Raw genomic sequence first — 20,341 nt, forward strand, 5'->3', positions numbered from 1 at the left:
TCGATCACCGCCCACAACGCGTCGTCCACGATCCACGGCCTGTTGTTCACACCCTCACGAACGGCCCAATCCTCACACCGACACGGCCACCAGCACCGCATCACAAGATCGTGTTACGAGCTCTTAGAGCTCATTCCCACCATGCGCCTCATGATCCCCGCGACCCGCAAGCGAACGAAACAAATGAGACGGCTGGGTAGATCCACTCATGGCGACGCGCGCGAGTTCGCTCGGTGGCAGCGCGGCATTACATCACACGGGGCACCTGGGGGAATAAAGTCGATGTCAACCGGCTGCAATAGTGGCTGAATAGCTGCCAGTGCATGGCTTGTCGTGGCTCCTTGACGACAAGGTAATCCTTTGCTAGGCGGATGTGGCGATTTTGGGACATGGCTGCAGGGGGAAGCCTTGCCTCAATAAATTAGTGTGAGGTACATATGGAAGCGACGATCACCCGTCTGAGGGGAGGAAGAGATGTCGATCGAGGAATTGAAGAAGTGGATTGAGGAGAACAAGGCCGAGGAGCTCGAGGAGTTCGCCCAGAACTGCTGGAGCGCGACGGTCAACTAATAAGTGAATCGGTCCGAGGTGGGTGCCGCTGCCGCTGCGCCCACCTCGGCTGAGCCGAAAGGCGAGCCATGTCCGGACTTATCGAGCAGTATCTCTCGCCGCATATGGTCAAGGTGATAAGTGAGAACCTCGAGCGAGACGAGGAAGAGCTCAGGATTCAGATGGAGGAATGTCTGAAGTATCTCATCATCATGTCGGAGCGGGATGGTGGATTCATTCCGCTCACCGATGAGGTCGATGAGGTGTGGCACGAGATGATCCTCCAGACCTATGACTACGCGAAGCTCTGCGACAGCCTTCCCGGCCACAAGTTCGTCCATCACCGGAGCATGTCGTTCAACGACTACCAGGGGATCCGTAGTCAGTCCGAAATAATCGACGAGTTCCTTGGCTGGATTCCTCCATATGTTCAAAAATTCGGCCCATTCGTTCCGGAGCGGGCCAGATACTGGTCGATCTGCCAGTTCCTCACCGAACGTCTTGGGATCACGCTCGACCAGATCAACGCGGCCGGTGCCGCCCGCGCCGCAGCGTGATCAGGAAGGGTGAGCCGGCACCCATACCGGCGGAGCCCAGGCGGGTGGGGTCTGACCTGACGGAGGCCCCCACAGAACCGCCGTCCGACTTCAGGGACGACGTCCTGGCCAAGCTGGCGCGCGCCGACTGGCACCGTTACCCGGATCGTTCCCAGACCGTGGTCCTGGAGAAAATCGCGTCGTGCTACGGAATCTCGCCAGACTCGATCCTGCTCACGCGCGGATGCACGGAGGCCCTCCGTGTCTCCTTCACCGCCGCGGCGGCGGAGGGCTTCCGGCTGCTCCTGCCCGCGCCCAGCTACTTCGGCTTCTCGCTGATCGCCGAGAGCCTCGCCGCACCCCACACATTCTATTCCGGCGCGGATACGGTCGCCGTACTGCGCTCCGCAGCCGATGTGACCCCGGACTCCACGCTCGTGATCTGTTCTCCCGACAATCCCACGGGGGAGGTGCGGCAGAACGCGGAGATCGAAACCCTGGCCCATCTGCATCGTGGCGGATGCATCGTTGACCTTACGTACGATCACTTCGCACAGGACCCGCTTCACCCTCATCTTGCGGATCTGCTCGAAGCTCCCGTTACAGCCTGTCTGAGCCTCTCCAAGTGCTTTGGCGTAGCCGGCGCGCGGCTGGGCCTGCTCTTCGGACCGCCCAGTGCCCTCGAACGGTACCGGCATCTGGTTGACCCGTTTCCTGCCGACTACTTCCAACTCGCCGTACTCGACAGCCTGTTCGACGACGAGTGGAAGTCCGTTCGCGAAGATCTGGTCCATAGGGTTCAGCGCGATCGCGCCCTCGTGGCATCGCTCGTCCCAGGGATCCTTCCTGGAGCACGTCTGCGCGAGCTCAACGGGAACTTCGTGAGTTTCCACTATCCGGATGATGTGCAGCCGGATCTTATCAAGGAACTGCTCCGAAGGACCGCATCCAAACACTTCAGGCATCTGTCCCTGGTGCGTCTCACGGTGAACGGCATGACGCTTTCCGGACTGCGCGCGATGAAGCGGAAGTGATGATGGAACGACAAACAGTGGTGATCATTGGTGCCGGCCTCGCCGGCCTGTCCACCGCCGCCTTCCTGGCCAGGCGGGGCATCCGCTCCCTGGTGCTTGAGCGTCATTGGAACACGTCGGTACAGCCGAAAGCGCGCGGCCAGAGCGTCCGGACGGTGGAACTGCTCCGCCTGCTCGGCCTGGACGACGCCGTCCGCGCATCTGGCGTCGACCCCCATGGGCGGCGGCGTACCTACGTCGCCGAGACCGCCTTGGGGGCTCCGCTGAAGCACCTGGGAAACCTGCCGCCCGACTGCTCCGAGCTGTCCGCGGCCGGGTTCGCGGGCGCCTCCCAGGAGCGTGTCGAGACCTTGCTGTTGGCTTACGTCCTGGGGAAGGGAAGCGAGGTCCGCTTCGGAACAGAGGTCGGCGACATCACGATGTCGGACGACCATGTCGACCTCCAACTGGCCGATAGGATGTCCGGCTTCCGCACCTCCCTCCGTGCGGACTGGGTCGTGGCCGCTGACGGCCATCGCAGCGCCGCGCGGGAGGCGTTCGCGGTGAGTTCTGGTGGACGGGGAAGGATCGCCGAGTACGTCCGCGTGGTGTTCCACACCGAACTCCCCGCGGCCATCCGCGGAGACGACCTCCTGTGCTTCCTACGCCATCCCGAGCGTGGGATCGGCACGCTGCACTCAACTGACCAACCGGATCGATACGTGCTGTCGATGGAAGTGGCAAGCATCGCGGCCGTGCGCTCTTCGTGGCAGCAGGAGGATTACGCTGAACTCGTCCGCGACGCCCTCGGGGACTCGGCCGCGACCGTCGCGATCGGCGAGATCACGTTCTGGGAAATGGCCGACCGCACCGTCGACGCATTCCGGCACGGCAGGCTTGTCCTCGTGGGCGACGCCGCCCATCTCATACCCGCTGTTGGTGGGTTCGGAGGAAATACGGCCTTCCAGGACGGCGCGGAACTGGCGTGGCGGATGGCCGATGTCATCACGGGGGCGGCCGGGCCACGGATTCTCGACGCTTTCTCGTCCGAGCGCCGCGCCTACGCACGCTTCGTGTCAGAACAGGCCCACGCCTACTACATCAACCGCCAGGCCCCGCATCTCGCCGCGGATTCGCCGACACGTCCTGTCCCTTATCTGCACGCCGTGCTCGGCTTCCGCTTCCCGACCGGCACATTCATCGCATCGGAGGATCCTGGGCGCGACCACCATCTGGTGGAGGATCCTCACAGGCCGTCCGGGCGACCCGGAAGCAGAGCCCCACACCACATGTTCCTCCAGGACGCGATTCCCACCTGTACGCACGACCTGCTCGACTACCGCTGGACGTTGCTGGCCAGCGAGCCAGGAGACCGGTGGCGGGAAGCCGGCGACGCGTTGGGCACCGCGCTGCGCACCCTCGCCGTCGGGCGTGACCTGGTGGACCCGTCCGGCGACTTCCCGGACAGGTTCGGCATCGGTCCCGGCGGTGCGGTCCTGGTCCGCCCCGACGGTTACGTCGCGTTCCGTGCTCCTGCCGCGGTCGCGGATCCCCACCGCGTGCTGCACGAGACGTGGCACGCCCTGCACGACACGACCGCGGCCGTCCGTGAGGTGCCGTATGTCTGACCGCTACGTGCCGGGGACCCATCGCACACGGTCGCCGGCGGATACCTGGGCCGCGATCGCGCCTCGACTGTCCACGTACGGAATCACTCGCGTCGCCGACGTCACCGGCCTGGACGTGCTGGGCATCCCGGTCACGATGGTGACCAGGCCGCTCAGCGCCACGCTCGCCGCCTCACAGGGCAAGGGCCTGACCCTCGATCTCGCCCGGATATCCGGCGTGATGGAGTCCATCGAGCTGTGGCACGCCGAGGACGTCAGCCCCTCGCTGCGGGACGTACCAGCCAGGGACCTGGCACTGCCCTACGACTGCCTCGACCTCATCCGGCATCCGGGAAGCTTCCTCACACCCGAACTCCCCCTGGACTGGGTCCCGGCGCGAGTGATGGGAACCAGCGAGGAGACCGTGGTGCCGCTGCTGACGACCGTCCTCAACCACGCCGCGCGGCAGACTGGCTCGCTTGCCATGTTCCAGACCTCCAGCAGCGGCCTGGCCTCGGGCAATACGGTTGACGAGGCGCTCCTCCACGGGCTGTACGAGGTACTGGAACGCGACTCGGTTGCCCGTATGCCGACCGTGAGCAGTGGACGCCGACAGCTCCTTGACATCAGCACGGTGGACGACCCGGTCTGCGCCGGCCTCATCGAGCGGCTCGATCGCCACCGGATCTGGAGTCAGATCACCGCCGTGCCGAACGCTCTCGGCATCCCCTGCTTCGCTGTCTACCTGTGGAGTGAGGACATCCCCGCGCTCTGTACCGGAAGCGGACTCCATTCCGTGCCGTCGGTCGCGCTGACCAGCGCGTTGCTCGAAGCCGTCCAGTGCCGCCTGACCTTCATCAGCGGCGTCCGGGACGACCTGGGAGAAGGGGCCTTCGTGATGCACGGCCGATCCTGGGACACGCCTGCCGACTACGGCGAGCGAGTTACCTGGAAGGAATCAGGCCAATCGCCCGGGGAGGTATTCGCCTCCCCCGGAGACGAGTTGGCGTGGATAGGAAAACGACTTCGTGGGAAGATGGACCGTATTGCATGTTTTGTCGAGCTGGAAGCCAATCCGGTCTTCTCGGTGGTGAAGGTAATCTGCCCGGGGCTTCGTGACATGCATCATGAGACGCCGCTGCCGCGGCTGAGGGGGTAGTTGGTGACCGTCCACGTCTACGTCGGTCCCACCGTCGAGGCCGGAACCGTGCGGGACATCCTGCCTCGGGCCGAGTTGCACCCTCCCATCAGGCATGGTGACCTGTTATGCCTCCGCACCACTCCCTCGGACATCGTGCTCGTCATCGACGGCCTGTTCCTCCACGCCCCGCCGGTGCGGCACAAGGAGATTCTGCGGGTACTCGCCCGTGGCACCCGAGTCGTCGGCGCGTCCAGCATGGGCGCGCTGCGCGCGGCGGAACTGGACCGCTTCGGCATGCTCGGGGTGGGAACCGTATTCGAGATGTACCGTACGGGCGGGGTGACAGCCGACGACGAGGTCGCGGTCACTCACGACGATGGTGAGGGATTCACCCAGTACAGCGATGCCTTGGTCAACATGCGGCACGCGGTGAAGGCGGCGACAGCCGAGGGGGTGGTGACTGGCGCCGTCGGGGCGGCCATCATCAGCGTGGCGCGAGACATGCCGTTCTCGGTGCGTTCGTGGCCCAACGTCCAGCGCGAGGCGGCCGGGAATGAAAGACTGACCCTAGCCATCCTCGCAATCCGCGAGTTCCTGAGTTCCCGGCCCGAGCACGCGAACATCAAACGCACCGACGCCATCGTGGCCGCCCATACCGTGCGCGCGATGGAGAAGACCTCGGGCGAGTCCCCCTCGTGGGCCGAACACCCCTCCTGGCAGACCGTTCACCTCAGCACGTGGGCGTCTCGGTACGCCGCGGGCGACGGCAGGGCCGCCCGCACCCTCGGCGCTTTTCGGTACCAGCAGATATACGACCAGGGATTTCCGGACCGGTGGCGTGACTGGGTACTACGGTCCTGTTCGGACATCTTCTCCGACACCCGCGTCCCTCAGGAGGCGGCGGACTACTGGCTCACTCCGGACGAACGGCGCGCTCTCGACGACGGCGAACGCCAACGCAGGCTCCTGGTGCGTTCCTATCGCATCAGAACGGACTTCCGGCCGCCGTTCGGGCCGATCACTGGTGACTTCCTCGCTCAACCCGTCGACGCCGCGGCGCTCGCGCGCGTCGATGAGTGCCAGCGGATCGAGCAGCAGCTCACCAAGGCGGCGGGCCGTGCCCTCAGGCCCCTGCGCGCAGCCCTGGTGTTGGAGCACGTGGCGGAGGTCTGGCACCTCCCACCACAGGATTACCCAGCCCTGGAAGCGCACGCGCGCGACCGCGCGTTCCTTGGCATCGACGAGGCTGTCGATGCGGCACGCCCGTTCCTGCTTGGCCATCTGCACCGCTCAGGGGCGGTCCGCTCCCGGCCAGGCGAGAGGATCGACCAACGACAGCACGGACAACGTGAGGACAGATGAACCCGCGCCATCTCGGTGCCCTACGCCCCACAGCGCGGCCGAAGCAGTCGATATCCACGGCTGCCACGGCCGGGAGATTCCTGCTGAGTGGCGCTCAACTCGCTTTGGCCAGCTTCCTGACGGGCCTACAGAGCCTGGTGCTCTTCGGCGCGGTGAGCGACTATCCGCCCGAGGTACCCAACGCGTATGGCACGTCTGTGGTCATCACGGCGGCGACTACGATGCTCGGCACAGGCGCCACCGTCATGGTGGTGCAACGCCTGGCGGAGCAGCGGGACGCGCGTAAGGCCCACGACGCCCTGAGCTCGATCGCCGCCACCGTCCTCCTGGCGACCGTCCTGCTGATTCCGCTCTTCGCGGTCGTGGGCGTGGTCGTTCTTTTCGTCGATGGCTCGGGACTCAGCTCGATCGCCTACTGGACTCAAGTGCCGGGCATGCTGACGGCTCCGATCCTGGCGCTGACCTCCGGGCTGCTCGTGCTGGAGGGCAAGCAGGGGATTCAGCTGCGGGTCGCGTTCGAGAACCTGCTGATCATCGTGGCGGTCACGGTGCTGTTGCCCCGGCTGGAGCTCCCGGGCGGGACGATGCTCGCGGTCATGGGCCTGCTGGGTACCGCCCTCAACTTCTCCGCCCTGGTCAGGTTCTGGGGACGGATGGGTGAGACCAAACGCCAGTTGCGCCGAGCCGTCCATGCTGGCCTTCTTGAGCTGCGCGGCAGTGTCCGCCCCGCGCTGCGCCAGCTGCCCACGCTGGCCGCCGGCACGACGGATGGCCTGGTGATGATGAGCTCGTACATGGTCATCGCCCTGGCCGCTTCCCACTCCGGCCCGGTGGCAGGCGCTGCCACAGCTACCCTGATCAGCCTCGCGCGGACGCTCGTCATCCCGATGAAGCAATTCGGGATCGCCGGCGGGCGTCTGGCGAAGACCGCTACCGGCCCCGTCGACATCGATCGGCGCCTGCGGCTGTTCACCGGATGCGTCGCGGGACTGCTGGCTCCGCTGGGCCTGGTCCTCATCCTCTTCCCGGGCGTGGTGGCGGTGTTCGCCGGAGAATCGCTCTCTCATCCGGACGCGGAGACAGCCACCCGGCTACTCGGAGTACAGTTCTTCCTGGAGAGCGTCGCCGGTTTCGGGTCGTCAGCTCTCAAGGTGCTGATCTCGCCCGGAGCCTCGCTGCGTCACCTCGCTGCCGTGATGTACCTGTTCACCGTGCCGACCATCGTTCTGCTGTCGGCGACAGGGAACCTCACCCTGCCGTTGCTCTGGGGGACCGTGCTCGTGGGAAGGACCCTGTTCAGCAGCGCGGTGCTGTGGATCTACCTTCGGTGGCGGCGCAGCGAGCGGAGTCCGGCGTCATGAACTCCGCTCGATGGGCGTTCGGCCAGACGCGGAGTGGACGTGCCGGATGACCTCACCGTCCATATCCGCGAGGTAAGGGTATACCGTAAAGGATTCGTTGAGCTCGGCGACTGATCGGCGAAGCCACTTCTGGATCACCTGAGCCATTGTCCGGCGCGGAAGACCCGACTTGGCCCATTTGGCGCGGGCCGTGGATGGCGTCCAGGGCAGCGAATCATGAGCCAAGTCAGGATATTGTCTCCTCGGATCGCGATTTCCCTGAGAGGGCAATGTAGGTTGCGCGGAACCGTCCTCGACGCCCATCTGAATGCACCCGCCAAGGTGGACTACGTGCCGAGCAGCCGCGCTTTGGCCCGCTCGAAGTCTTCTTCCGAAAAGACGCCTTGCTGCTTGAGTTCGGCGAGCTTGGCGAGTTCGTCGGCAATGGACGCTTCTGCCGGGGTAGATGCGGTGGGCTGCCGTTCTTGTCGCGCCGCGATGGCTTGCTCTATGGCATCACGGATGGCCTCGGGAGCGGGTTGCTGCTTGGCCTGGAAGCTGGCGTACCTGCGGGAGCAGGCGGGCCGGTTCGGCGGGGGCACGGCCTCGTTGTCGCGGGCGTTCTGCATCCCCGAGGAGGTCGTCACTCGTTCGCCCCGGTACGAGCGCGTCCTGCTCTTCCTCGCCGTCACGCTGATGGAACTGCACGGCATCCGCGTGTGGGTGACGGCACGGCCCGAGTACTCTGCCGTCGATGGATTCGCCCTGGTGCCCGGCCGACGAGCGGTGCTGGCCAACTGGGTCCGCACGGAGGCCCTGTGGCAGGTGGACGCCGTCGCGGGCCGGGCACAACTCCGCAGCTACCTGGAGATTTCTCATGACGTCCGAGGCCAGAGCGTGGTGGAGGGGGCAGATCCGGAAACGCGCCTGCGGGCCCTGGCCGCCTACCTCTGCCTCGACTGGCCCTGGCTGGTGAGGCGCTGCGGCGAGCTCGGTGAGACGGGAGTCGCCGGCGTGGTCCGGCCACGGAGTCGGCTGCTCGGCGTCGAGGCCGTTGATGACGTTCTGCACTTCCTGGGCAAGCTGCCTGGGGATCGGTGACCGGCCGCGCCCGTCTCGGCGGTCAGCGCCGCACCCTCTGCTGAAGAGCCTCCCGAAAGGTGCTCCCGTGCTTTGCGAGTCCCAAGTCGCCCGGCGGAGCACCGTCCCGGTGCTGACGCTGGGCCGGACCATCGCGACCGGCCCTGACCGCGCCACGATCATCGCGGCCTTCACCGCCCACCACTGACCAGCAAGGAGCACCACGTGCGCGCCACACAGATCGTTCGCGGACGGGAGTTCGTCCTCGCCATCGACCACGGCGAGGACTTCTTCACCGCGCTCCACACCTTCTGCGCCGAGCGCGAGGTGCGCGCCGGCTACCTTCCGGCGTTCGTCGGCGGCTTCCGCTCCGCCCGCCTCGTCGGGAGCTGCCGTCCGCTGGAGAACCCCGACGCGCCCCTGTGGGACTCGGTCGAGGTCGAATGCCTGGAAGCGCTCGGCGGCGGCACCCTCGCCTGGGACCCCGACACCGACCGGATCGCTCCCCACATTCACGTTACCACCGGGCTCAAGGCCGACTCCGCCCACGCCCGCACCAGCCATCTCCTCGGCGCGCAGGTGCAGTTCATCGCCGAGCTCATCGTCGTCGAGATCGCCCAGCCGGAGTTCACCCGCCCGCGCGTTCGAAGCCTCTACGACGTTCCGCTGCTCACCTTCGACCACGGCTGAGTGGAACGGGCGCGTGCGCGGAGTCCTTCGATGAAGGCCAGCTCGTTCTCGGTCAGCGGCTCTTCGAGACGGTCATGGGCCTCACCGGAGAGTTCTTTCCGGGGGATGCGCAGGACGACGACGCTGTGGGCGGCGCGGTGTAAGCAGTAACGAAGAGCAAGCCGCCCCGGCGTTCCCGGCGCCGCGTCGGTCAGCCGGGCGTTGAGCAACAGGCCCACCCCGTGGCGGGCGGCGAAGGCGAGGAGATCCTCTCCCGCCGGCGGAAGCATCGGGAGGAGGGGATCGCCGGAATCGCGGATGACATCCGGCCTGATCCGCTCGAACAGGAAACGGAAGCGCTCGGCGCGGGCGGTCCGGGACTCAGGGGAAAGGCCCGTGCGCAGACAAGGGCCGCGCAGCCCGATCGCCTTGATGCAGCCGACCTCCCGGAGCATGTCCATCTGGTCGATGGCCTCGCCGAGGAAGCGATCCCCCGGCCCGAAGTCGAGCGATTCGAGGACGTAGAGATCGATGCGGTCGGCGTAGAGGTTCTCCAGCGTCTGTTCGAGTTGATGGTGGATGTGCCGGCCCGCGTACGGATGGGGCGCCGACCCCCGCAGGCGTCCGACGCCGCTGCTGAGACGGAAGTGCCCCTGGGGGAAGTCGCGCAGGAACCGGCCGATCAGGCGCTCGGAATGCCCTCCGCCGTGGACGTCGGAGGTGTCCGGAAACGTCGCTCCGCGCTCCGCCGCGCCCCGCAGGGCAGCCAGAACGTGCCTGTCGTCCGAGGCCGAAGAGGCAGCGCAGCGGACGCCCAGCGGGTGCGTCACGAGCCCCCGCCCGAGCCACCGCGGCGCGAGGTCGGCGGCGGCCGTCACTCATCACCTCGGGAAAGGATGCTGCTCAGGATCGGTCGGTGTGGGGTGGCTGCTGGTGGTCTGGTGCTCTGCTCGTCTCCGGAGTGGCTGCGTGGTTGTCGTTCTTCGGTCGGTCAGGGTGATCTTTCTGGCCTTCCCTCGTCCCGGCGCGGCGGGGCGTGTTGTGAACAGACCGGCGGCTCACCGTGTGCGCATGGCCTCACGACACGACAAGGAGACGCAGGAACGACGACGCCGGCTGCGGGAACGGCAGGAGAACGAACGCAAGGAGATCCGGCGGCGCCAGCAGGCGCAGAAGGCGGCGCTCGGCGAACTCGACTCCGCCGTCGCGCGCCTGGAGGACGCACGGGCAGCCGTCGCGGCGGCGGTGTCCCGGGCGGCGGAGGTGTTCCCGTCGAACGAGTCGCTGGCCGAGCTGACCCCGTTCGACGCGAGGGAGATCCGGGCCTACCAACGCCTGCACCGCCGCGAGCGACCGGAGGAACCGGCGCGCGTGGGGTGAGGCCCGGCGAGTCCGGCGTGGACCTGGGCGACGAGGCGCCTCGCTGCGGTCCCGGCGGGAGGGCCCGAGGGCGTTCTGCTGGTCAGTCCTTCGGTGTGCGGGAGCGGGCCATGCGGGCGGCGAGGCGGCGGGGGGCGTGGTGGACGGCCGTTGCGTAGAGCTTGAAGTGGCGGCCGGCGATGCTGCGTGGCTTCTTGCGGCGGAGGTCTTTCATGGCCTGGTCGACGACTTGGTCGACGGTGAGCCAGATCCAGTCGGGGACGGTGTCGATGTGAGGGGCGTCGGTGTGGGTGAAGCCGGGGCAGACGGCGAGGACGCGGATGCCGTGGGGGGCGAGGTCGAGGCGGAGGGATTCGCTGAAGTGGATGAGCCAGGCTTTGGCGGCGCCGTAGGTGCCGGCGGGGAGGAGGCCTGCGACGGAGGCGATGTTGAGGATGGTGCCGTGGCCGCGGGCGGTCATGCCGGGGATGGCGGCGTGGGTGAGGCGCAGGGGGGCGCGGACGAGGAGGTCGAGCATGCGTTCCTCGTCGGCGAGCGGGCTTCGGGGGTAGGGCTCGGCGAGGGCGTGGCCGGCGTTGTTGACGAGGATGTCGACGGTCGTTGAGGCGATGTGCTTCTCCACCGCCGCGCATCCGTCGGGCGTGGCGAGGTCGGCGCTGATCGTGTCGGCGTGAACGCCGTGGCGGTCGCGGAGTTCGCCTGCGGTGCGGTCGAGTCGGGCCTGGTCGCGGGCGACGAGGATCAGGTCGTGGCCGTCGGCGGCGAAGCGGCGGGCGAAGCCGAGGCCGATGCCGGAGGTGCCTCCGGTGATCAGGGCAGTGGTCATGCGGCGTCTCCTTCGGGCCGGGCATCCGTGAGTTCGTGCCCGGACGCCGCTCGGGACATGGCCGGCCAGTGGCGGGCGACGGCGAGGAGCAGCCCGGCGTCGCCCCGTTCCAGGCCGGGCAGCGGGCTAGGGTCCGTTGCGGCCCCTCCCGAGAGCTTCGCGTTCCGGGCCTGTCCCAGGGCGCCCGCGAGGGCTGCGGCTGCCGCCTGGGCGGCGGGGAGGCGGAGTTCCTGGGCGTGTTGCGTCGCGCGTTCGTAGGCGTGCGGGGCGAGGTGGGCCTGGAGCTGAAGAATGGCGTCGTAGGTCTCGATGGTCTGCCGGTGCGCCTGCAGGGCGAGGGGCGCGCGGGGGCGGAGGAAGGCGTGGAGGCGCGTGCGGTACGGCGGGCCCAGCGCGACGGCGGGAACCGCGGCGGAGAGGTCACGCCACAGGGGCCACAGGACCCAGACGGTGCGGGCCTCGCGGGCGAGCCGAACGGCCCTGGTGGCCGTGGGCACGAGCAGCGTGAGGGCCCGCGAGACGCCGTGGAGGTTGATGACGACCGCCAGCCACGGCGCGGCGTCGGGGGCGCGGGCGTAGAGCTGGGCGAGGCTGCCAGCCCAGTAGACGACGGCCAGGAGGCTGCCCGCGGCGAACAGCCGCAGGGACCAGGCCAGGTCGCGGTCCTCGGTGCGCGCGCTGTAGCGGGCGCACACGAGGACGATGACGAGGTCGGCGACCAGGTGGGCGACGGAGACGACCAGCCAGTAGGCCGTGGACGGCTCCGCGGGACCGCCGTTCAGCGGGACGCCGGGCCCCGGGTAGTCGCCCCGGGCGAGGTCCATTCCGACCAGCGTCGTCGTCGCGCAGGCCGTGGCGGCGGCGATGAACAGGCGCGCGCGGCGAGGGCGGGCAGAGTCGATGATGAGGAGCAACGTGAGCCCGGCCGCCAGGACGCCGACGACGTTCCGGGACAGGGTGACGGCACGGGCGTCGCCGGTCAGCTCGACGGCCCGGTTGATGACCTCCGGCTGGAAGAGCGTCGTGGCGGTCGCCGCCGTGAGGATCGCGAACCACAACCCGCGCTGGTAGTGCAGCTTCAGAGCGGGCCGCGCGCGGATGATCAACGCGGCCCACATCAGGACAACGCTCCAGCGACCGATGTCGTTGGCCCACTCAGTGACGGTCATCGGCCCTCACCCCGAGCAAGGCGCCCAGCCGTCCCAGGGCCCCGGCGGCCGGAGGCGGTTTATGGCTGCCGCGCATCAGGCTGGCGAGCATCTCCGCCTCCTGCTCCTCGACGGTGGTGTAGCTGGTCCGGGCCATCAGGCGCTTGATCAGGTGAGGCTGAAGACCGCTGAGCAGGCTCTCCAGCGCTCCGTCGAGGCCGTTGTCACCGGCTCGCTGGTCATGGGCGCCCCCGGGGCCATCGTCCTGGTGCTCGCTGCCGACTTCGCCGAGCGGCGTGTTGGGGTGACCGGCCAGCATGTGGCCGATCTCGTGCAGGATGATGTGCTCTCGATGCAGGGGAGCCGTCCGCGTCTCGTAGAAGACGAAGTCCGCGTCGTCCGTGCCCACCCACAATCCGCAGGCTCCGGCCGAGGCGGCCTGCTGGGGCAGCTCCTTGAGGACCAACCGCCGGCCTCGCAGGCCCTCTGTCCAACGGACGGTGGACGTCAGGGAGTACGGCTTCGGGACACCCAGGTCGTCGAGGATCTTCCGGCAGCGGCTGTGCAGTTGGGCGTATTCGCTGGTCGTGGTCATCTGCTGCTCCGCTTCTTGACCTCGCAGACAGCATCGATGGAAGGCGTAATCACTCATACTGAGCTTCCCTTGAACGCCGCGGGCTACCTGCTTCGCGAATCATTCATGCCTGGGCCGGCGGGGCGACCCCTACGGCCCCCGGGGGCCCTCGCGGGCCTCGGTCAGACCGTCGTCGCCAATTCGCTTATCAGACATGGCGTTGACTACTGCCAGGATGGCGTCAAGATGCTCATCCGAAAGTCCATCGGCTCGCGCCGCCAGGACGCGCACCTTGCTGTTTCCGAGGGCTACAGCGAACTCCATCTTGCGTCGGACGCTCTCTGAGACTGCTGGGTCGGTGAAGTAGTCCCGCGTGACGCCGAAGAATTCGGCGAGGGTATGCAGGTGATCTGCGGTCACATTTTGCTTCCGCCCGGTCGCCAGTTCCCACAAGTAGGTACTGGAGAAGGGCCGACCGGTCGCCTGCTCGATCTCCTTGGTCATCTCTTTGTAGCCGGGACGCCTCCTGTTGCGATAGTACGCAGAAATGATCGTCCCCAGTCGTTCGGCCAGCGAGCCAGGTTTCGATTCGCCGTCGTGGCTGTCGCTGCTGACCACGTTCCTCACTCCTTGGTAGACGCAATAGGACGAGGCCCCGGTGCGGACGGGATCCGTGAGTCTCTTATACAGATGTCCGCCGGGGTCGGCAATGACGCGTCGACTCGATGAAGTGTGCGAGGTTGAAAAGTCCCTGGTGAGAGAGGCTTAATGGCTCGCGTGGGTGCAGGTTGTCCAATGGCTAGGCGTAGCCATTGGCGGATAGATTGACAGGGGATCGTCCGCTGGGTACGTTCCGAGTGCCATAGATGAGCGGGCCCGCGGGTCTGTTTATCGTCTCAGTGGAAGATTTCTTGCGCTCCGAACTGCCCGATGTGTGGCTTGGGCTGTTCCTTGCGGTCGAAGTTGTAAGCGGTGAGTAGCTAAAACGGCGGAGCTGTATGACTGATGGAGAAATGGGTGCCCTCGTTGTTTGCCTCGAGATGCGCGATGGTGCGCGAGTGGTGCTCCCGCTGCCCAGCGAAGATCGCACCGCCGCGATGCATGGGCTTCATGTTTCCCCTCTCATGTCGCGAGGGGAAACGGAAGAATCTGATCGGGATGCACTTTCCTGTGCTCGCTGGTTGATGCCCAGCCTGTCGCTGGATCTGATTGCAGATTCCCTTGGGCTAAGTCGGGGTAGGGGCTCCCGGCGGCTTGGGTAGCCTGAGTGGCGAGCGGTGAGTGTGTGGTTTCTTCCCTGGGTGCCGGCGTTTCGTTTGAGTGTCGAAAGGGGCGGGCTGCCAGTCACGGTCATTCTGCGCGGGCATTGATGGTGAAGCGTTCGGCGTGGTGCGGGTGATGTCGAGCTTGCGGGCGGGGCCGGGTAAGGGATGGGGTTCGGCGGACGCTTTGCGTGGCCGGAGGGGTCGCGGCGTTCCTGATTGGTGCGCGGTCAGAATGGCTGCGCATTGGTGTGTCGTCTCGCTATTTCGCCCCAAGTGTCATCCTCGTGACTGCCCGGCCTTGCTCACCCGCCGGCCCTCCGTGTCCCATGCCTCGCGCGCCGCCGTGAGTCCCCTGTCCCGGCGTAGCCAGCCTGCGGGGATCCGCACGGTGCCGTACCCGGGCGAACGCGGGCCACGTAGACTACTCCCTGTGGACGTATCGCCCGGAAGGGGTGGTGAAGTCGCCTTTGTGCGGGAGTGGTTGGGCTTCGGCGTAGGCCGTATCCATGCGTGCGTTATTCGGGCCATGGCCCGCGGGGTTGGTATGGATACCCAACTGAATAGGAACTCGCTTGTGCGCGGATAAAGTCCCAGGTCAGCAAGCGTCGACCCCGCGCCCGCGGGGATGGTCCGATCACCGACAGCGAGCGCGACGAGGCTCTGGCGTCGACCCCGCGCCCGCGGGGATGGTCCGTACCTCCCGAAGAAGCTGATGTCTGCGGACCGGTCGACCCCGCGCCCGCGGGGATGGTCCCGCCGGGGTCTCGCGCATCTCGAACAGCAACCCGTCGACCCCGCGCCCGCGGGGATGGTCCCCACCTCCTGCCCGACGTCCCGCCACCCCTGCGGTCGACCCCGCGCCCGCGGGGATGGTCCCAACGCCCCCGTCGCGCTCGCGCTCGACTACGCGTCGACCCCGCGCCCGCGGGGATGGTCCTCCCCGCCATGGGCCCCGCTCAGGGTCCGGGAAGTCGACCCCGCGCCCGCGGGGATGGTCCCTTGATCTCCACGACGCGGCTCACCTCGCTGTCGTCGACCCCGCGCCCGCGGGGATGGTCCCCCGAGCATCCAGAACGGCACGCTGATCGGCAGGTCGACCCCGCGCCCGCGGGGATGGTCCCTCGCCCGCCAACGCCCGCACCTCAGCCGCAGTGTCGACCCCGCGCCCGCGGGGATGGTCCCCACATGACCGACCGCCCGTACACCGACGCCGAGTCGACCCCGCGCCCGCGGGGATGGTCCCCTCGCCGGCGCGGTCGCGGGCCTGTACGAGGCGTCGACCCCGCGCCCGCGGGGATGGTCCGCTGCGCCCTCCACCACCCGCCCGCGCCGGAGGGTCGACCCCGCGCCCGCGGGGATGGTCCCCCGGCCTACGCCGCCACTCCGCCCGCCGGCCGGTCGACCCCGCGCCCGCGGGGATGGTCCGGAGACGCCACATGGAGGCCAGGGCCGAGGACCGTCGACCCCGCGCCCGCGGGGATGGTCCGGAGAACTGACCGATGCGGAAGATCCCAACGCTGTCGACCCCGCGCCCGCGGGGATGGTCCGATGCTGCTCAGAGCTTCCTGAATCTCGGGCAGGTCGACCCCGCGCCCGCGGGGATGGTCCTCGCACCGCGCGGTCGTCGATGTACGCGACCGCGTCGACCCCGCGCCCGCGGGGATGGTCCGGCGTGGATGACCGCCGCGGCGCTGGCGCTGCTGTCGACCCCGCGCCCGCGGGGATGGTCCGCGTTTTCAGTAGACGCGGGTCCGTCGAGCGATGTCGACCCCGCGCCCGCGGGGATGGTCCCGCCGACCACGCCCCATACAGCACCACCGCCACGTCGACCCCGCGCCCGCGGGGATGGTCCCGTGTCGTCGGGAGCGGACTCGATCTCGACTGGTCGACCCCGCGCCCGCGGGGATGGTCCGCTGGGGATGCCGACGCCCATGAAGCTGCCGCCGTCGACCCCGCGCCCGCGGGGATGGTCCCCCGTCCGCGCCCACGTCCACACCCTCATGGCCGTCGACCCCGCGCCCGCGGGGATGGTCCGCCATGCTTTTCGACGGGACGACCGCCCAGACGGTCGACCCCGCGCCCGCGGGGATGGTCCCCGCTTCGCCTCCAGCCACTCCGCCCCCGAGGAGTCGACCCCGCGCCCGCGGGGATGGTCCGTCCGCCCGCCACCGCTCGCACACCGTGATGCCGTCGACCCCGCGCCCGCGGGGATGGTCCTCGTTTCGCTATCTCGGCGGTGGTGATGGCCATGTCGACCCCGCGCCCGCGGGGATGGTCCCGTGGACTGCGTCCTCCCCCCGCCCCCGGCCGCGTCGACCCCGCGCCCGCGGGGATGGTCCCGAGAGGCGCCTGTACGAGTACTGGCGCGACAGGTCGACCCCGCGCCCGCGGGCATGGTCCTGACGCTTGGTGTGCAGCCTGGGCGGCGGATGAGGTCGACCCCGCGCCCGCGGGGATGGTCCGTACTCGTCGGTGCCGGTGGTGTACATCTGGTCGTCGACCCCGCGCCCGCGGGGATGGATGCAACGCACACCGGTCCGCCAGCGAGGGGTGCATAGGCGACCCCGCGCCCGCGGGATCGCCGCACTCGCGGACCCGACCCCAGGGGAATTGTCAGTGCCTTCCTCTACCGTGCCTGACGAGTTCGGAGAGCGAAGGTGGCAGTCGGGTGAGGGGTGCGGCGGTGGCCGAGGGCGTGGATGTCGACAGCATGCTTGGGGCGTTATGGGGCAAGTCGGAGGAGAAGGGGGGCGGGAGGAAGACCCTCCTGTTGTCGCATCTCCTGGATACGGCCGCCGTTGCGGAGGCGTTGTGGGACGGCTTTCTCGCTGATTCGACGAAGCGGGTGCTGGACGCCGTGGCGGGCGGGGCCGGTCGGGGGCGGGCGTTCTTTGCCTGGGTGTGTGGGATTCACGACTGCGGGAAGGCCACGCCGGCGTTTCAGCGGTTGTGGGAGAAGGGCGCGGAGGCGGTGCGCGCGGCTGGCCTGGGGTGGCATGAGGGGGCGATCGTCAGGCTGCGGTGGCGTCATGACGTCGCGGGTGGCCATCTCCTGCGGAAGCAGCTGACCGCGGCCGGATGGGCCGAGGAGCATGTGGAGTGGCTCTGGCCGTTGATCGCCGGGCATCACGGGCTCTTTCCCCGCGCTGGTTCGCTTCCGCCTTCCGACAGGGCGCGCGGTCAGCTGGCTGGCACTGGGCAGTGGCCGCGCGTGCAGAGGGCGTTGGTGGAGCGGTTCACCGCGGAGGTCGGCTTCGGCGGGCTTGCCGAGGTCGAGCCGGTGCTGGTGCCGAGCCGGGCGGCGCAGCTGCACCTCAGCGGCCTGATCGTCATGGCCGACTGGATCGCCAGCGACGAGGAGCACTTCCCTGGACTCGACGCCCTGGAGGACGTGTCGTTCGCCAACGCGCGGGTTCGCGCTCGCCGGGCCTGGAAGGAGCTGGGGCTTCGCGGGGGGTGGAACGGACTGCGCGAGCCGGGACCGGAGGACTTCGCCGAACGGTTCGGCACCCGGCCTCGCCCGTCGCAGGTAATGGTGATGGAGGCCGCCCGCCGCATGCGGGCCCCGGGGCTGCTGGTCGTCGAGGCCCCGATGGGCGAGGGGAAGACGAAGGCTGCGCTGATGGCGGCCGAGATCCTGGCGGCCAGGTTCGGAGCCGACGGCGTCTTCGTCGGGATGCCGACGCAGGCGACGAGCGACCCGATGTTCACGCAGGTCCGGCAGTGGACGGAGAGGGTGGAAGAAGGCCTCGCGTCCCAGGTCGCGCTGCTGCACGGGAAGCGGATGTTCAACAAGGAGTGGCGCGCCCTGACGGAAGGCTCGGCCCAGGATGCCGCGTCCCGGTTCGGCGGCGTGGACGAGTACGGCGACTGCTGGGAGGACGACCCCTTCGGCTCCGGTGTATCCGCCCTGCGCGAGCGCACTGCGGAGCCGGCCTCCCGCGGGCCGGCGGAATGGTTCCTCGGCCCGAAGCGCGGCCTGCTGTGCCCGTTCGTCGTCGGCACCATCGACCAGCTGCTGTTCGCGGCCACCCGCACCAAGCACGTCATGCTGCGGATGGCCGGGCTGGTCGGCAAGGTCGTCGTGCTCGACGAGGTGCACGCCGCCGATGTGTACATGTCGCAGTTCCTGAAGGAGGGCCTGCGCTGGCTGGGGCAGGCGGGCGTTCCGGTCGTGCTCCTGTCCGCGACCCTGCCGCCGGAGCAACGCCGGGCCCTCGTCAGCGCCTACCTGGCCGGAGCGTCCTCGCGGGAGGAGTACCCGGCCGCCGAACTGCCCGAGCCCCACGGCTACCCGTCCGTCACGGCCGCCTGGACTACGCCGGCCGATGCCACCGCCCGCGTCCTTGTCGACGACTGCCCGAGCTGGCGCGAGGACGCCGCGGTCGGCCTGGAGCTGCTGCCGGAGGCGCTGCCCCGGGTCAACGCGAAGCGCCAGGCTCGCCGGGCCGCGCAAGCTGCGGCCGACGAGGGTGTCGTATCCCTGCTCAAGCGCGAACTGGTCGACGGTGGTTGTGCGTTGGTCATCCGCAATACGGTGGGCCGTGCCCAGAGCCTCTATTCCGCCCTCCGCGGGGCATTCGGCGACGACGTGCGGCTGCTTCACGGCCGGATCGCGGTCGCTCCTCGCGCCGACCGCACGGAGGAGTGCCTGCGGCTGCTGGGGCCGGGCGGGACACAGCACGACGAACCCACGCGGGCCTCCCGGCTGATCATCGTCGCCACGCAGCTCGCGGAGCAGTCCTTCGACGTCGATGCCGACTTCCTGGTCACGGACCTTGCCCCGATCGACCTCCTTCTTCAGCGGATCGGCCGCCTGCACCGGCACGCGGGCGTCGCACGCCCGACGCGCCTGGCCGTGCCGCGCGCCGTAATCACCGGCTTCGGCCGTTCCGGGACGGGCACGGGCGACGAGGGGGCAGCCGCGAACGCGCTGCATGGCGCGCCGCCCGCGTTCCTCGCCGCTTCGGAGAAGATCTACGGACGCGCCCTCCTGTTGCGCGCGGCCGCTCTGGTGCGCGCGGGTGCAGCGGCGAAAGGCTGGCGAGTCCCGGCCCAGGTGCCGGGGCTGGTCGCGGCCGGCTACGCGCTCGGAGAGGACGGATTCGTGCCGGTGGAGTGGCGGGAGGCCGAGCGCTTCGCACGCGAGGCATGGGAGAAGGAGCAGCAGGAACGCGCCGACAGCGCCTCGCCCTTCCTCTTGACCCGCCGCGGCGACAGAGAGGGCGCAACACTGGCGGGGCTGCACTTCCTCAGTTCCTCGGCGGGGGAGGACGAGACCAAGTTGCAGGCTGCCGTCCGCGACGGCGATCCCAGTGCCGAGGTGGTCCTGATCGTGCGGGCGGGCGGGGTCTACCGCACGTTGTCCGGCCGCGCTTTGAGCGTCAACGGGGACGTGCCCGACGGCGTGCTCGACGAGGTCCTCGGCGGGACGGTCCGCCTTCCGCCCCGGTACACCGAGGCGGTCCGTGAGGAACTGCGCCCGTTGTCCGGCTGGCTCGGCGATCCTCGGTTGTCGCGCAGTCCCGCCCTCGTCCTCGACGCCGACCGCCGTGCCGTGCTCGCCGAGCGCGGGCTGCGGTACGACGACGCCCTCGGTCTGGTGGAGGAAGACCCCGGGGCCTGAGCCGTTCCCGTCCCCACCGCGAGAGGTTGCGATCCGTCCGGGGCGGCCGGACCTGGCCGCCCCGGACGTGCTCCCCCGCGAGTGCGGGGCCGATCCGCCCGGGATACCGAGTGACGGAACATCCCCGCGCCGAGTCCCTGGCCCGGACCGCGGGGTCGGGGGATTCTCGCATTCGCCCGCGCGGCCGTCAGTGATGTGCCACACTGGACGCCCAACTAGCCTCTA

General features: G+C 68.7%; 15 protein-coding genes and 1 CRISPR repeat array. Of the genes, 10 read left to right on the forward strand and 5 right to left on the reverse strand.

From position 1 onward, the window contains the following. Positions 1–638 precede the first annotated feature (638 nt). The 8 genes from RM780_RS26340 to RM780_RS26375 all read left to right on the forward strand — a co-directional run bounded on the left by RM780_RS26340 (position 639) and on the right by RM780_RS26375 (position 9,318). The gene (locus RM780_RS26340) at positions 639–1,106 is read left to right on the forward strand and encodes a hypothetical protein (protein ID WP_311633408.1); all 468 of its coding nucleotides are present in this window, start codon (positions 639–641) and stop codon (positions 1,104–1,106) included. A gap of 44 nt (positions 1,107–1,150) precedes the next feature. Beyond that, positions 1,151–2,119, forward strand: a complete 969-nt coding sequence (locus tag RM780_RS26345; RefSeq protein ID WP_311633409.1) for an aminotransferase class I/II-fold pyridoxal phosphate-dependent enzyme — start codon at positions 1,151–1,153, stop codon at positions 2,117–2,119. A gap of 17 nt (positions 2,120–2,136) precedes the next feature. Further along, a complete protein-coding gene (locus tag RM780_RS26350) occupies positions 2,137–3,726 on the forward strand; it encodes an FAD-dependent monooxygenase (protein WP_311633410.1) in 1,590 nt (529 codons plus the stop codon). Next, positions 3,719–4,864, forward strand: coding sequence for a YcaO-like family protein (locus RM780_RS26355; RefSeq protein WP_311633411.1), 1,146 nt, complete (start codon positions 3,719–3,721; stop codon positions 4,862–4,864). The genes RM780_RS26350 and RM780_RS26355 overlap by 8 nt, the downstream gene beginning before the upstream one ends. A 3-nt stretch (positions 4,865–4,867) precedes the next feature. Beyond that, a complete protein-coding gene (locus RM780_RS26360) occupies positions 4,868–6,208 on the forward strand; it encodes a TfuA-like protein (RefSeq protein ID WP_311633412.1) in 1,341 nt (446 codons plus the stop codon). A 104-nt stretch (positions 6,209–6,312) separates the two neighbouring features. Continuing rightward, positions 6,313–7,569 carry a hypothetical protein gene (locus tag RM780_RS26365; protein ID WP_311633413.1) on the forward strand — a complete coding sequence of 419 codons (1,257 nt, stop codon included), beginning with the start codon at positions 6,313–6,315 and terminating at the stop codon, positions 7,567–7,569. A gap of 525 nt (positions 7,570–8,094) precedes the next feature. Then, positions 8,095–8,649, forward strand: coding sequence for a hypothetical protein (locus RM780_RS26370; RefSeq protein ID WP_311633414.1), 555 nt, complete (start codon positions 8,095–8,097; stop codon positions 8,647–8,649). A 204-nt stretch (positions 8,650–8,853) separates the two neighbouring features. Then, positions 8,854–9,318 carry a PPC domain-containing DNA-binding protein gene (locus RM780_RS26375; RefSeq protein ID WP_311633415.1) on the forward strand — a complete coding sequence of 155 codons (465 nt, stop codon included), beginning with the start codon at positions 8,854–8,856 and terminating at the stop codon, positions 9,316–9,318. Here RM780_RS26375 and RM780_RS26380 read toward each other — a convergent pair. Continuing rightward, on the reverse strand, positions 9,282–10,175 hold the full coding sequence (locus RM780_RS26380) for an aldo/keto reductase (RefSeq protein WP_311633416.1): 894 nt from the start codon (positions 10,173–10,175) through the stop codon (positions 9,282–9,284). The two genes, RM780_RS26375 and RM780_RS26380, sit on opposite strands and share 37 nt — an antisense overlap. Positions 10,176–10,368: 193 nt before the next feature. On the opposite strand from RM780_RS26380, the gene RM780_RS26385 reads away from it, so the two are divergent. Beyond that, complete coding sequence (locus RM780_RS26385; protein ID WP_311633417.1) at positions 10,369–10,677, forward strand: hypothetical protein; 309 nt, start codon at positions 10,369–10,371, stop codon at positions 10,675–10,677. Positions 10,678–10,759: 82 nt separating this feature from the next. Here the strand turns inward: RM780_RS26385 and RM780_RS26390 are convergent, their stop codons facing one another. The 4 genes from RM780_RS26390 to RM780_RS26405 form a co-directional block, all read right to left on the reverse strand. Continuing rightward, the gene (locus tag RM780_RS26390; RefSeq protein ID WP_311633418.1) at positions 10,760–11,503 is read right to left on the reverse strand and encodes an SDR family NAD(P)-dependent oxidoreductase; all 744 of its coding nucleotides are present in this window, start codon (positions 11,501–11,503) and stop codon (positions 10,760–10,762) included. Continuing rightward, entirely contained in the window at positions 11,500–12,672 is a 1,173-nt protein-coding gene (locus RM780_RS26395; RefSeq protein WP_311633419.1) for an MAB_1171c family putative transporter, read from the reverse strand. Before RM780_RS26395 ends, RM780_RS26390 begins: the two co-directional genes overlap by 4 nt. Beyond that, positions 12,659–13,246, reverse strand: a complete 588-nt coding sequence (locus RM780_RS26400) for a regulator component (RefSeq protein ID WP_311633420.1) — start codon at positions 13,244–13,246, stop codon at positions 12,659–12,661. Before RM780_RS26400 ends, RM780_RS26395 begins: the two co-directional genes overlap by 14 nt. 129 nt (positions 13,247–13,375) lie before the next feature. Beyond that, complete coding sequence (locus RM780_RS26405; RefSeq protein WP_311633421.1) at positions 13,376–13,843, reverse strand: hypothetical protein; 468 nt, start codon at positions 13,841–13,843, stop codon at positions 13,376–13,378. A gap of 1,251 nt (positions 13,844–15,094) precedes the next feature. Next, a CRISPR array of direct repeats spans positions 15,095–17,013; the repeat unit is 28 nt; unit sequence GTCGACCCCGCGCCCGCGGGGATGGTCC. A gap of 160 nt (positions 17,014–17,173) precedes the next feature. Between RM780_RS26405 and cas3 the strand changes: the two genes are divergently transcribed. Beyond that, positions 17,174–20,116: a CRISPR-associated helicase Cas3' gene (cas3, locus tag RM780_RS26410; protein ID WP_311633422.1), complete on the forward strand. Its 2,943-nt coding sequence runs from the start codon at positions 17,174–17,176 to the stop codon at positions 20,114–20,116. Positions 20,117–20,341: the final 225 nt, after the last annotated feature.

The sequence above is a fragment of the Streptomyces boetiae genome (genome assembly GCF_031845405.1).
GTDB lineage: Bacteria > Actinomycetota > Actinomycetes > Streptomycetales > Streptomycetaceae > Streptomyces > Streptomyces boetiae.

Bases quoted from the DNA above. Each gene is read 5' to 3' on its own strand.
- RM780_RS26385 (WP_311633417.1), top strand. From the start codon at position 10,369: ATGGCCTCACGACACGACAAGGAGACGCAGGAACGACGACGCCGGCTG.
- RM780_RS26355 (WP_311633411.1), top strand. From the start codon at position 3,719: ATGTCTGACCGCTACGTGCCGGGGACCCATCGCACACGGTCGCCGGCG.
- RM780_RS26340 (WP_311633408.1), top strand. From the start codon at position 639: ATGTCCGGACTTATCGAGCAGTATCTCTCGCCGCATATGGTCAAGGTG.
- RM780_RS26395 (WP_311633419.1), bottom strand. From the start codon at position 12,672: ATGACCGTCACTGAGTGGGCCAACGACATCGGTCGCTGGAGCGTTGTC.
- RM780_RS26390 (WP_311633418.1), bottom strand. From the start codon at position 11,503: ATGACCACTGCCCTGATCACCGGAGGCACCTCCGGCATCGGCCTCGGC.
- RM780_RS26400 (WP_311633420.1), bottom strand. From the start codon at position 13,246: ATGACCACGACCAGCGAATACGCCCAACTGCACAGCCGCTGCCGGAAG.